The organism is Pseudomarimonas arenosa, from assembly GCF_014841215.1.
In the GTDB taxonomy this organism is placed as follows: domain Bacteria; phylum Pseudomonadota; class Gammaproteobacteria; order Xanthomonadales; family Xanthomonadaceae; genus Pseudomarimonas; species Pseudomarimonas arenosa.
In genome coordinates this window covers 38,560-51,869 of the sequence record NZ_JACYTR010000011.1, presented here as the reverse complement: position 1 = coordinate 51,869, position 13,310 = coordinate 38,560, and the positions used below count along the sequence as shown (strand labels likewise).

Below are 13,310 nucleotides of genomic sequence, written 5' to 3'. Positions count from 1 at the left end.
CAACATCGGAATTCGACTCGGGCATCTTAACCGTGAGTTTGAACCCGCTGACGGATAGGCCGGATCTCGTTGGTGGCGGGTCCGTTGCCTGTGCTACAAACGGCACCAGCATCGTGAGCAGGGCCCAGTGCCACAGGCGCCGGCTCATGGCTGACCCCGCTCAATCTTCCTCAAACGGCGTTCCAGTCGGTCAAGGCGCTGGCGCAACTCTGCGTTTTCCTGCGCCAGCCGGCGCCTGGTCTCGGCGTTCTCTCGATCAAGACGTGAGCTAAGGCCTTGGATCGCCGCCATGTTGACGCCGTCCGCATCCACGGTGCTGATGCGTTGCGGGTCATTACCAAGCGAAAAGGCGGCGGCAAACTCTTCCGCCACCGGGCCCAGGTGGCGGCCTTCGGTAGAGTCCTTGTAAGTCCATGAGCTCAACGGCAGGCTAAGCAGGCGGTCGAGAATCAGTTCCGGGTCGATGGCCGAGAACGCGGTCTTGAATTCGCGGCTGGAGGCATTGGTCCAAGTGCCGCCGCTGCTGAGATGCGCACCGTTGCCATCGTTGCCACCGTCGCCGACTTGCAGCACGGCACCGGCCTGAGGCAGAGAGCTGCCACGGTTGACTGAAACCACCGAAGTGCCTGTGGACAGCGCGGTAACACCCAGTAACGGGTCGTAGCGCAGAGTGCCGCCATTGTTGTAAAGGCTGGTCAGGTAGAACTGACCATTGGGAACCGAGGCCAGCGAAAAGCCGCGGAAATTCGAGGCATTGTTCTCGTGATTGAGCAACATCAAGTCGACGTTGTTGTCAGGTGTGCCCGTGGTGCGTACGGTGAGTTCAGCGTTAAGCGGGGTGTTCGGAATGGGGCCGGCGGAACTGTTGATACCAAAGCCGCCGCGAGCTTCGAAAATCACTTGTCGCGCGGCGCTACTGGAGGTGCTGTAGGTGCCGTCTGCTTGCGACCAGACGAAGCTCAGCAGATGTTGCGCCGTGCCCCAGGATCCTGCGGCAAGACTGAAATCTCCCAGGGCGCTATTTGAGCCGCCGCCCGGAACTGTGGCCCGATCGCCCGTTGCCTGGTTGTGATAGCCGCCGGCGACGCTGCTCAACAGGCCAGCGGCAGTGTTGCCCAGACCGCCGCCCACGGTGCTGTAGGCTTCCGTGGCCTGGTTGTCGGCGCCCCCTGCAACCGTTGCCAACCCGCCGACTCGGTTTCCGCTTCCGCCGCCGATAGAACCTAGTCTGGACATCGCCCGGTTGTCGTATCCGCCGGATATGGTTGCCCAGTCGGCATTGTTGTCGACCTGATTCGGCAACGGTGTTCCGGCAATGGTCCCGCCACCCATGACTACAACGCCATCGGAAAAGTTGCCGATGTGATTGCCCGGCCAGCCAAGCTGCACGTTGACCGCTTCGAACTCTGATCCGGGCACGGTCGAGCTATCGTGGGTCAGTATTCCCACCTGCTGGTTGTTCGCCCGCAAGCGCAACGGCTGGTTATTGGTGGTGCCGATGAAACTCTGCTCAGTCGCATCGCCGTTGCCGGTGAGTGCCCAGGGCGACAGCGCACAGCTGCCCTTGGCCGCCACGCTGGCCAACGGCACAAACGCGTCGGCGCTGCCGGCCAGCCGCGCTTCCAGCGCGAAACTCTTGGCCTCACTGAGCAGTCGATCGTCCAGCTGCACGGGTGCCAGCAGTCGTCCGTCTTCAACCCGTATCACCCCGAGCGCCAAGGTCTGCTTGATCCAGGGCTGGCCACGATCGACCTGAAGGCGAATCTCGTAATCGGCCTCGGCGGGAACCCCGTCCTGCAGCAATTCGGCCTCGAGTTGCAGCTCGGCGGCAGCCGCAGCGACACTGAGGCTGAGCAAGGCCGCCGCCAGGGGGAGCAAGGCGGGTGCGGGTCGAAACGCTGAACGCATGGCAGATGTGCTCTAGTGAAGAAGGTGTGAGGCGGATAACCTAGGTCCTTGGTCTTCCGATCACCATCGAAGAACTCTCTAAGAATTCTCTAATTTCTCTATGAATCAATGGTTTAGCGATGGCCTGTCAGGCGGGGCGAGTAAAGCGCCACGCGGATGAAGGCGTTCCGACTTCTAGAAGCCGAGGTGTTCCCGGCGCTCAATGAGATCCATATCGATGGACGGGTTGAGCGACTGCCGTCCAAATTCATCGACGTGCTGGTCGTGCTGGCTGAGGAAGGCGACGATTTGGTCAGCAAGGCCGAGCTGTTGCGCCGAGTCTGGGCCGATCCACTGGTGGGCGATGAGGCTCTGAACCATGCCGTCTGGGTGCTGCGCAAGGCGCTGGGTGATGATGCCAAGCGTCCGCGCTATATCCAGACCGTGCCGCGGCGCGGCTATCGGTTGATGGTGGCCGCCGTGGAGCTGGCCGAGCCTGCTGCGCTTGGGCCATCGACCACACCTGGCGAGATGGATGCGGGCGACGCGTCGCCGCAGGATGGCGCCTCGAGTTCGCAGGCTGAGCCGGTAGCAGACATTCCGGCGCGGCCCATCGCCCAGCCGCTCGACGAACCAGGTAGCAATTCGATCGCTGGCACTTCGGCAGTGCCGGCCAGTTCCGCCCGCTGGCCGCTGTTCGATCTGCTGCTGATCGTGCTGGCCGTCGCCGGTATCGGTTGGTTGAGCTGGTATAGCGGGCGAGAATCGTCTGATGAAGTCGCCGCCAGCGTTTGGCGTCTGGGCGATCGATTGACCCGCTTTGACCGCCTGGCCGATGGTCGCTTGCTGATGGCCACGCGCGGCGCCGAATTGATCGCCTGGTCGCCCCAGCGCAGCCAGCCCGACTGGCGACTGCGGTTGGGCGCGCCCTCCACTGTGCCCACGCTCGAGGTCGACGATCGCTTGTACGTTGCCAGTGATGATCAGTTTCTCTATGCCCTGGATAGCCGCAGCGGCACCGAGCTTTGGCGTTTCATGGCGGGCAGTCGACTGCGCGCGCAGCCTGCCTTGTTGGACGACAGCGCAGTGCTGGCCGATGACCACGGCGAGGTGCTGCGCCTGTCCTTGGCCGATCGCCGGGTAATCTGGCGGCAACGCGTAGGTGGTCGCATGCGCGGCGCTGTGGTGGTTGAACAAGGGGTAGTGCTGGTAGGCAATGTCGAAGGTCAGCTCAATGCCTTGTCATTGGATCATGGCGAGCTGCGCTGGCAGCGGGAGCTTGGTGCGCCAATCAACTGGTTACGGGGTTTGGGTGCAGTCGATGCCGCCATGGCCGGTGATCTGCTGCTGGCCAGCGAAGCCGGTCGCTTGATGCGTATCGAGGCCGCCAGTCAAACCGTACGTTGGGAGATTGAGCTGGGCGATGCCATGGGCGCACCCTGGTTCGTCGGCACGCGCGCCTTCGTGCTGACGCGGCAGGGCCAGGCGCGCCTGATCGACCTCGCCAGCGGTGAGTCGGTCTGGCGTCAGCGACTGAAGATTTCCGGCAGCCAGCAGCCGATCGGCACTGAACAGGGCATTGCGGTGAGTCTGGCCGGCGCGCAGCTCGGCTTGCTCGATACGGACTCTGGCAAGTTGATCCATCGCGTGCACACGCCGGGCCCGATCGACTGGCTGCAGCCGCTCGATCAAGAATTGGCCCTGGCCGGGCTCAACGGAGACGTGCGTTTCCTCGATCTGCCCTTGCCCAGTCGCACCGGGGACTGGCAATTGCTGGCCAGCGGTGAGGTTCAGCCGTGGTCAGGTGGCACCGAGGATCCAGTGATCGAGCGGGCACAGTCATCCGAACAGGTTGAGCCGTTGTGGACGGTCAAGACCTCGGGCAATGCGCAGGATCTCAATTTCATCGACGGCGACCTGGTCGTCGGCGATGCCAGCGGCGTGTATCGGCTCGGCCTGGACGGTCAGCGGCGCTGGCACTTCGCTCTGCAGCAAGCGCCGGGTACCCAGTTCCGTCAGGCCGGCGACCTGATCCTGTTCGGTGGCAATGATGGTCGACTATATGCCGTCGAGGCCGACAGTGGTCGATTGCGCTGGCAGTTTGCCACCGGCGACAAGGTTCGCTCCGCCCCGGTCGTGGTGGAACGCCAGGTGGTGTTCGGTGGCGTCGACAAGCACATCTATTGTCTGGATATGGTCGACGGCAGGCTGCGTTGGCGCTTCGCTACCGAAGGGCCGGTGCATGCCGAAGTGGCGGTTGCCGACGGCAAGGTGTTTGCCGGCAGCGGCGATCAGCATCTGTACGCGCTGTCGCTGGCTGATGGGGCGCTGTTGTGGCGGCAATCGGTGCGCGAATGGATCGTGGCGGCACCCTTGTGGCAACGTAACACCTTGTTTGTTCCGGTATCCGACGGCACTTTGAGAGCCTTCGACCCGAGCAATGGTAGTGAGCACTGGCGATTCGCCAGCGGCGGCTGGATCTGGTTCGGCCTGGTGTCCGATGGTCAGCGAATCTTCTTCGCCAGCGGCGATGGTCATGTGTATGCCGTTGATCTGGGTACCGGCCGCGAGCGCTGGCGGCAGCGCATCGGTCCGCAGGCCGAAGGACGCCTGGCCCTGGCCGGTGGGCGGTTGCTGGCCGGTAGTCCGGAAGGCTATCTATACAGCCTCGATCCCTTGAATGGATCCTTGCAGTGGCGCATGCGGGCTGGCGGCGCCGTGCTCAATCCAGCCGCCGCGCCACCCTACATCGCCGTGGGCAGTGCCGATCAGACCCTGCATCTGCTGCGCACGATGATCGAACCGGAAGGCTTGCCAGCGCCGGCCGAGCGCCTGGAGACTATGTCCACTCCGGACGAGCCCTGATCGATGAACCAGACGGCAGACTATCCTCGCGATCTGATCGGCTACGGCCGCCGTCCGCCGCAGGCCCAGTGGCCCGGCCAGGCACGCATTGCCCTGCAGTTCGTACTTAACATCGAGGAAGGTGGAGAAAACTGCGTGCTGCACGGCGATCAGGGCAGTGAGCAGTTTCTCTCCGAGATTATCGGGGCGGCGAGCTATCCCGATCGGCATATGAGCATGGAGTCGATCTATGAGTACGGCTCGCGGGTAGGAAGCTGGCGAATTCTGCGTGAGTTCGAACGCCGCCAGTTGCCGCTCACCGTGTTCGGCGTCGCCATGGCGATGCAGCGCACGCCGGACCTGATCGCCGCGGCCCTGGAGGCTGGGCACGAAATCGCATCGCATGGCTGGCGCTGGATTCATTACCAGCACATGCCGATCGATATCGAGCGCCATCATCTCGAAAGAGCGGTGGCAATTCACCATGCGCTGACTGGCCAGCGGCCTCTGGGCTGGTATACCGGCCGCGATAGTCCCAATACGCGCAAACTGGTGGTGGAGCATGGCGGCTTCGAGTACGACGCCGACTACTACGGCGATGAGCTGCCGTTCTGGACCGAGGTCACCTTGGACAGCGGTGAGCAAAAGCCGCATCTGATTGTGCCGTATACGCTTGATACCAACGACATGCGCTTTGCCACCGCGCAGGGATTCAACTGCGCCACACAGTTCTATGAGTATCTTCGCGACAGCTTCGATGTGCTGTACGCCGAAGGCGTTGACACTCCGAGAATGATGTCGATCGGCATGCACGGTCGGCTGCTGGGGCGGCCGGGGCGGTTCATTGCCCTGCAGCGCTTCCTCGATCATGTGGCCAGGCATGACCGGGTCTGGGTATGCCGACGCATCGATATTGCGCGACACTGGAAGCAGACTCATCCCTATCAACCGCACCGACGTCGCTCCGATCAGCTCAGCTGATTGCCCCGCCTACTTGCTGGAGTGCACCATGAAGCTGAGCGAACTGAACACGCTGGAACGCCCAGAATGGCTGAAAAGCCTCGGCGGCATCTTCGAACACTCGCCGTGGGTGGCTGCGGCGGTGTTTGAACAGCGCCCGTTCCCTTCGGTGGATGCCCTGCACGATGCGATGTGCGGCGTCGTGCTGGATGCGCCGGCCGACCAACGGCTAGCCCTGATTCGTGCCCACCCACAGCTGGCCAGCAAAGCCGCGGTGCGCGGCGAGCTGACTGCGGCATCCAATCAGGAGCAAAGTGGTGCTGGCCTGACCGAGTGCACGCCCGAGCAGTTTGCTCATCTCAATGAACTCAACGCCGCCTATAACGCCAAGTTTGGCTTTCCTTTTATCCTCGCGGTGCGTGGCCACACCCGCGAGTCTGTGATCGCCGAAATGGAACGGCGCCTGGTCAATCAAGTCGAAGATGAGTTCGTTGAGGCCCTGCGGCAGATCGAGCGCATCGCCCTGCTAAGGCTGCACGCATTGCTGGGGCATTCGGATGGGTGAGTGCGCGCTCGCCCGGTCCTGGCGTGCTTGCACAGGACCGAGCGGGCATTGCATCGCGCCTTGAGCGTGCCTAGTCCAGATCGCGCTCGTAGGTCGACAGCAGGGTGGCGCCGGTGAATCCGCGTTGCGGCACGGCCATCAGGTGATAGAGCCCTTCTGCGGGCGCGTCAATCTCACAGTAGTTGACGCCGCGGGCGGCATAGGTTCGACATTGATAGCGTCGCGTGCTGGGCTCGCTGCCTTCCTGCAGATACAGATCAACATGGCTGCCCCGGACCTCAACACGAAGTTTCTTGCTGAGATCGGGCACGACGATCAGGAGGTGCTTCTCGCTCAGATTGCCGGCGATCCACTTGCCCTTGCCATTGGCCAGTGATGGCTTCTTGAACAACGGGTTAAGTGCGGCACTCGCATCAGCCAGCCCCTTGCCGCATTTTTCCGGACAGTTGCCGGGAATGGGTCGTGCAGTGGACTTGATTATGGTCTCCACTTCCGGCCCCGAGATACCCGGTGAGGCGCTGAACACCATGGCCGCCAGACCCGCCACGTGCGGGGCCGCCATCGAGGTGCCGGTCGACCACTTGTATGACGGCATGCCGGGCACCGTGGTGCCGGCGTTCCAGGTGGAATAGATATTGTCACTCAGGGGCAGCTTGCCGCTGCCTCCGGGTGCTGCGACGTCCACCCAGGGGCCGTGGTTGGAGTAATAGGCGCGATCGCCGTTCGGTGCCAGAGCGGCCACGTTCAACACATTCTTGCAGTTTGCCGGGGTGGCCTGCGTCACGCTGACATTGTCGTTGCCCGCTGCCACCACCACGGCTGCGCCGGCCTGAAGGACAGCGAAATTGATGGCATCGCGGGTCGCGCTTCCGCATGAGCCCATGCCCCCCAGGCTCATATTGATGACGCGTGCAGGCGTGGGGTTCTTGGGCACGCCGTCCACCTCACCGCCGGCCGCCCAGACAATCGCATCCACGATATCGGCGGTCGTTCCACCGCAACGCCCCAGCACCCGCACCGGCTGAATGTTGGCGTTGAAGGCGACACCGGCCACTCCGCTGGCGTTGTGTGTCCTGGCGGCCACCGTGCCGGCGACGTGGGTGCCGTGCCAGCTGGAGTTCCGCCAATCCTTGTCAATGGGTGCAGGGCAGTCCCCGACGGCAAACCAGTCACCCTCATCCTGGGGATTGTCGTCGCGGCCATCACCATCGCGCGCGGCTGCGGAATCGCTGATGAAGTCGTAGCCCGGTACCAGGTTGCCATTGAGGTCGGGATGATCAGTAATGCCGCTGTCCAGCACCGCCACGGTGACGCCGTTGCCGGTTGACCAATCCCAGGCCTTGGGCAGGCGCAGACCCGCGAGGCTGTTGTGGTAGTGCCATTGCTTCATGTAGTCCGGGTCGTTCGGTGTGAACTGGGCGTACATGCGTGTGTTGGGTTCGGCGTATTCGATCTCCGGATCGTTGGCCAGGGCCTCCAGCAGCTGCAGGGCCTGCTCGGCATTCAGCGACTTGGCCGGATGCTGGATCAGCACCGCGCCGACCGCCAGTTGGCGCGCTTCGATCAGCGGCAGTCCACTCGATTTGGCCAGACGCGCGATGCGTTCGGAACGTGCTGCGCGGCCTTCATCACCTCGTTTCGCCTTGGACGATTGATCGCGAAACTTGACGATGATGCCCTCATAGGTCTCGCCGCTGCGCAAGCTGTCGACCAGAATGTCGGGGCCGACTTCAACCGCGGCATTTGCCACACCCCACAGCGACAGACTTAGGCCGACAGCCAGCGCCAGGCGCGTGCTACCGACGATCAAGGGGGAACAACGGTGGCCTGATGGGGCCATGCTTGAAACGGTCATGGGTAATCCTCTTGGTGCCGAATGCGGCAACGCCGCTGGAAAGCGAAAGGCTGGGCCTCTCAGGTCTGCAGGGCGGCGCTACCGGCTCAATGTCGACAGACTCAGCCCTGGGCCTCACCGATCACCAAAGCCGGTGTCGTGAGTGCCCGGACAGGGTGCCGACAGTGACCGAGACATCCCATCGATTCGCCATGGAAGCGAGATCTAATTGCGCTCTATCTTGTCGAATTGCTCGACTTTTTCGGCACAGCACGCCCGATTCTGGTTCACGTACCGGGACTTGTGCGGGTCAGTCGCTGATTGCTGGCGTCGGGCCTGCAGGCTGTGGATAGAACCGGTAGTGCCCGGTAATTGGATAGGCGAATAGGATCGCCTCCTTCCGTACCCCAAACCCAATGTTGTGCAGGATCAGTGGTTCGCCATCGGCAGTGCGCTCGGCGCTGACGATGCCGATATGCGGCAGATTGCCGGGCAGACGCCAGGTCACCAGGTCGCCCGGCAAATAGCTCGCTGGTTGCTGGGTCACCGTGAGTTCCGCTGCGTGCCTGCGAAAGAAAGTCTGCAGATTGGGTACGCGACGGTGATCGATATTGCGATCCGGCTTGTGCAGCCCCCACAGCCTGGGATAGTCATCAAAGGCCGCCCGCATGTCCTCATGCACGCGCCGCTGCAGATCGATGCCCAACTCACGATAGGCGCGGATCACCACATCGGTACAGACCCCGGTGTGCATGGGCACATCGCCCATCGGGTAGTCGAGTCGTCGATAGCTGGGATCGTACGATGTGGTCACACCAAGCTGAGCCTCGGCCGCGGCGACTAGTTGCGCCGAATCGGCCAAGGCCAGCGCCGGTACCAAAAGCAAGAGCGCCAGGCACGAATGGAGGAAAAGATGCATCGTCGGCAACGGGGTGGCCCGACTCCATCTTCCTCCGTCGGACTGAATGTCGGCACAATTCGGGCGGTGCACTGCCCTTCGACAAGCTCAGGGACCGCCCTTCGTCGAGCTCAAGGACCGCCCTTCGACAAGCTCAGGGACCGCCCTTCGACAAGCTCAGGGGCCGCCTTCCGGCGAGTTCACAGTAGGCTGCCGTCTTGCGGCTGACCAACAAGTTAAGAATCCATCGACACCGCGCTGGCTGAGCCTGTCGAAGCCAGCTGAGTCGGAGCCAAGCTTCGACTCACTGGCCCCTTTAGGCGCCCTTCGACAAGCTCAGGGACCGCCCTTCGACAAGCTCAGGGACCGCCTTCCGGCGAGTTCATAGTAGGCTGCCATCCTGCGGCTGACCAACAGGTTTAGAATCCATCGACACCGCGCTGGCTGAGCCTGTCGAAGCCAGCTGAGTCGGAGCCAAGCTTCGATTCGCTGGCCCCTTCAGGCGCCCTTCGACAAGCTCATGGACCGCCCTTCGGCAAGCTCAGGGACCGCCCTTCGGCGAGTTCATAGTAGGCTGCCGTCTTGCGGCTGACCAACAGGTTAAGAATCCATCGACACCGCGCTGGCTGAGCCTGTCGAAGCCAGCTGAGTCGGAGCCAAGCTTCGACTCACTGGCACCTTCAGGCGCCCTTCGACAAGCTCAGGGACCGCCCTTCGACAAGCTCAGGGACCGCCCTTCGACAAGCTCAGGGACCGCCCTTCGTCGAGCTCAGGGACCGCCCTTCGACAAGCTCAGGGGCCGCCTTCCGGCGAGTTCACAGTAGGCTGCCGTCTTGCGGCTGACCAACAAGTTAAGAATCCATCGACACCGAGCTGGCTGAGCCTGTCGAAGCCAGCTGAGTCGGAGCCAAGCTTCGACTCACTGGCACCTTCAGGCGCCCTTCGACAAGCTCAGGGACCGCCCTTCGACAAGCTCAGGGACTAGAACTCGAATCGCGCCCCGAGCGTCAAGCTGGTGGCATCGTAGCGCGACTCGCCGAGGTGGGTGCTGACGTTGATAAAGCCAGAGCGCCCCTCGGCCCACTGCGCCACCAGACCGGCACCAAGGCGAAAGTAGTCGTCGTCCTCTTCATCGTTGCTTAACGCGAAGATCAGATTGGAAAGTCCGACACTGCCGCTGCGGTCGCCGAGGAACTGCACCGCCGTGGCCGATTCATCCTGATCGATTACCTTGACGTAGGCGACTTCCAGCTGCGGCAGCCAGACGCTGCGCTTGCCACTGATCGACCAGCTGGCGCGCCAGCCGAGTTCTGCGGTGGTGATATCGCTATCGCTGTCGGGCACGGCAATGGCCCAGCCGGCGCCATTGCCGTCGGCTGAACTTGCTGTTTCGCTGTAGCCGTCGACCTCGATCGAGGTGCTTTCAATATTGATGAAGCCATCCAGGCCCATGTTTCCATGCTGCCAGTGATAGCCCAGGGTGGCGGCCAGCGCCGTGGCGTCGGCATCGAAATTTGCGCTGAAGCGCTGATCCACCCCGGTGCCGCCAGCCAGGGCATAGGCCACGCGCCGGGATTGTTCGATATCCCGGCGCTGCCAGCTGGCGAGCACATCCAGGTATAGCCCGCTGTCACCGGACCAGTTGGCATACAGCAACAGCTTGTGCTCATCGATGTCCTGATCACCGGAGCCACCACCAAACTCGACATCGCCCTGGCCGAATCCCACCGCGACGCCGGCATTGAGCTGCGGCGTGAAGCGGCGATCGAGGCCCAGCAACAGGCCCACGTGGTCACTGTCGAAGCCATCTTCATTGACCGATCGCTCGCGGTCTCGATGGCGCAGGTCCACGGCGGCATGCAGCGACCAGGCATCGAAGTCTTCGCTGGCCGCTGTCACCCCACCGTTCGCCGCGGGTAGAAAGCCGCCGCCTCCGGGGCCACGGCTGCTGACCACGCCGACTTGCATCAGTAGCAGGTCAGTGCCGACAAACTGCGTGCGATCGGTGGTCTGATTGACATTGTCGGCAACGATCTGTGCCAGCGCGCCGCGCACATTGCTGTCGCTGCCGAACGCGCCGCCGACCAGGGCGTTGCAATCCTGTTGCAGCCGGTCGCTCAAGCGATTGCCGGCGAAGCACAGTGTTCCGATCGCGCGAATCAACTCGCGCTGTGAAGAGCCATTGGCGAATGGCCGCAAGGCATCAATGGCGGGGTTGCTGTCCTGCGCTGCGCTGTCGCGCGCAGTGCCGAGCAGCAGGATGACGACGGATGCCAAGACAAATGAACGCATGATGTTCCCCCTGTCAGGCTGCAGTGCAGCATCCGCAGCGACTCATCCGGAGCCGGGCGGACACGGGAGTCGCATTTCACCAGCCGACTGCATTGGGTGCGGGTCAGCCGTGAGCTGCGATCGCGTCGGCAGCGCATCCACGCAGCTGCCGCCTGGGGCCTCATGGCTTGCAAACGTGGGTGTCTATGCACAGCGGACTCAGCCCCCGATTCAGCTGCACACTTCCCAGCGTCGATCATACGCTCCGCGCCCGCAGCGTGCATTGATTAGACTGTGCCATCCATTGCTATCGGAGTGCCTCATGGCCTTGCCGCAACTCGATCCCCAGGCCCGCAGTTTCACCCGTCTGGTCAATCTCGCCGACGCCCGCCTGGGGGCGGAGGCCTTGAGTTGCAGCGATGATTTCTTCGCCGCCAAGGAGCGCATGCTGAACCCCGAGCCGGCGATCTTCATCCCCGGCAAGTACGATGAGCACGGCAAGTGGATGGATGGCTGGGAAAGCCGGCGCAAGCGCGGCCCCGGACACGACTGGTGCATCGTGCGCCTGGCGCGACCGGGGCGCCTGGTCGGTGCCGACCTCGACACCAGCTACTTCACCGGCAACTTCCCTCCGGCGGCTGCACTGGAGGCCTGCTACTCGGAAACCGATCAGATCGAAGACAGCCATTGGCAGCCACTGCTTCCCAGTGTGAATCTGGCCGGTAATCAGCACCATTACTTTGACCTGTCCGCTGATCGGCTGATCAGCCATGTGCGGGTGAATCTGTATCCCGATGGTGGTTTGGCCCGGCTGCGTCTTTACGGTTTGCCCGATCCGGCCGCGGTGCAGCCGGATGCCGATGGCTGCATCGATCTCGCCGCTGCGCTGAATGGGGGCCGCATCGTTGCCGCCAATAACCAGCACTTTGGTTTGGCCAGTAGCCTATTGCTGCCCGGTCGCGGACTTAACATGGGCGATGGTTGGGAAACCCGGCGCCGACGCGAGCCTGGCAATGACTGGTGCGTGATTGCCCTGGCCCAGCCCGGCGTGATCGAGCGGATCGAGGTTGATACCTGCCACTTCAGGGGCAATTTCCCCGATCGCTGCTCACTGCAGGGCGCCCTGGTAGCCGGTGGCACCGATGAATCCCTGGTCACCCAGTCGATGTTCTGGGCCGAGCTGCTACCGGCGCAGTCCCTGCAGATGGATCACCAGCACTACTACCAGAGCGAGATTCTCGCCCATCAGGCGATCAGCCATGTGCGCTTCAATATTCACCCCGATGGCGGCGTCTCACGCCTGCGGCTGTGGGGGCGCACGGCTTGAGTGCCGCGCGCAAACTTGCGGTGGAGACGCTGAGTGCTGAGGCCTTTGCTGCGTTCGGCGATGTGATTGCGCCCGAGCAGGCCCGGCAGACCTATCCGATCAACCAGGGTACCTCAATGCGCTACCACGACCTGGCCAAGGTCGATGTCGGCGACCAGGGCGGTCGGCCGCTGATCAGCATCTTCCGCGCCGAGCCGCGCCAGCTGCCCTTCGAAGTACGTATGCTGGAACGTCACCCGCTCGGCAGTCAGGCCTTTGTGCCCCTTAGCCCAGCGTTACGCTACATCGTTGTGGTCGCTGAACATGCCGATGCCACACCGCGGGCGTTTCTTGCGGCGCAAGGGCAGGGCGTCAATTTTGCCAAAGGCGTCTGGCATCACCCGCTGCTCGCACTGGACCAAGGCGGCGACTTTCTGGTCGTTGATCGTGGGGGTAGCGGGGAGAATTGTGACGAGCGGGCGTGGGGGAGTTGGTGGCTGGAGCGGATGTAGCGCTCTGTTCCCCTACCCTGGAACCGGCGCAATGACTTGTTGATTCGCCGAGCTCGCGCTTTGTTCCCCTACCCAGGAACCTCGCTATGCGAGGCCCCTGGGCAGGCAAAGATCGGCTCCCTAACCCCACCCCTACCGTCCCCGAACTTTGGGGAGCGAGTTCCCGGGCGCAAGCCGGTCTGGCGAAATCGACGCGCTCCGGTCTCTCCCGTGCAGGGGGGTGGGGCGGGGGT

At 63.0% G+C, this 13,310-nt stretch carries 9 protein-coding genes; 5 read left to right on the top strand and 4 right to left on the bottom strand.

The annotated features are described in order from the left end of the window. Positions 1-144 precede the first annotated feature (144 nt). Positions 145-1,908, bottom strand: a complete 1,764-nt coding sequence (locus IFO71_RS07945) for a tail fiber domain-containing protein (protein ID WP_192029017.1) — start codon at positions 1,906-1,908, stop codon at positions 145-147. 156 nt (positions 1,909-2,064) lie between these two features. Between IFO71_RS07945 and IFO71_RS07940 the strand changes: the two genes are divergently transcribed. The 3 genes from IFO71_RS07940 to uraD are packed head-to-tail and all read left to right on the top strand — an operon-like array spanning position 2,065 to position 6,256. Further along, the gene (locus IFO71_RS07940; RefSeq protein ID WP_192029016.1) at positions 2,065-4,752 is read left to right on the top strand and encodes an outer membrane protein assembly factor BamB family protein; all 2,688 of its coding nucleotides are present in this window, start codon (positions 2,065-2,067) and stop codon (positions 4,750-4,752) included. Positions 4,753-4,755: 3 nt separating this feature from the next. Beyond that, positions 4,756-5,712 (top strand): allantoinase PuuE, encoded by a 957-nt coding sequence (gene puuE, locus IFO71_RS07935; RefSeq protein ID WP_192029015.1) that lies wholly within the window; start codon positions 4,756-4,758, stop codon positions 5,710-5,712. A gap of 28 nt (positions 5,713-5,740) precedes the next feature. Then, the gene (gene uraD, locus IFO71_RS07930; protein WP_192029014.1) at positions 5,741-6,256 is read left to right on the top strand and encodes a 2-oxo-4-hydroxy-4-carboxy-5-ureidoimidazoline decarboxylase; all 516 of its coding nucleotides are present in this window, start codon (positions 5,741-5,743) and stop codon (positions 6,254-6,256) included. 70 nt (positions 6,257-6,326) lie between these two features. On the opposite strand, the gene IFO71_RS07925 is transcribed toward uraD, so the two are convergent. The 3 genes from IFO71_RS07925 to IFO71_RS07915 form a co-directional block, all read right to left on the bottom strand. After that, on the bottom strand, positions 6,327-8,111 hold the full coding sequence (locus tag IFO71_RS07925; RefSeq protein ID WP_225444483.1) for a S8 family serine peptidase: 1,785 nt from the start codon (positions 8,109-8,111) through the stop codon (positions 6,327-6,329). 289 nt (positions 8,112-8,400) lie between these two features. Continuing rightward, positions 8,401-9,009: a DUF1287 domain-containing protein gene (locus IFO71_RS07920; RefSeq protein ID WP_192029013.1), complete on the bottom strand. Its 609-nt coding sequence runs from the start codon at positions 9,007-9,009 to the stop codon at positions 8,401-8,403. Positions 9,010-9,969: 960 nt separating this feature from the next. Then, a complete protein-coding gene (locus IFO71_RS07915) occupies positions 9,970-11,280 on the bottom strand; it encodes an autotransporter outer membrane beta-barrel domain-containing protein (RefSeq protein WP_192029012.1) in 1,311 nt (436 codons plus the stop codon). Between the two features lie 301 nt (positions 11,281-11,581). Between IFO71_RS07915 and alc the strand changes: the two genes are divergently transcribed. Then, the gene (gene alc, locus IFO71_RS07910; RefSeq protein WP_192029011.1) at positions 11,582-12,586 is read left to right on the top strand and encodes an allantoicase; all 1,005 of its coding nucleotides are present in this window, start codon (positions 11,582-11,584) and stop codon (positions 12,584-12,586) included. Continuing rightward, on the top strand, positions 12,583-13,077 hold the full coding sequence (locus IFO71_RS07905) for an ureidoglycolate lyase (RefSeq protein ID WP_192029010.1): 495 nt from the start codon (positions 12,583-12,585) through the stop codon (positions 13,075-13,077). The genes alc and IFO71_RS07905 overlap by 4 nt, the downstream gene beginning before the upstream one ends. Positions 13,078-13,310 lie beyond the last annotated feature (233 nt).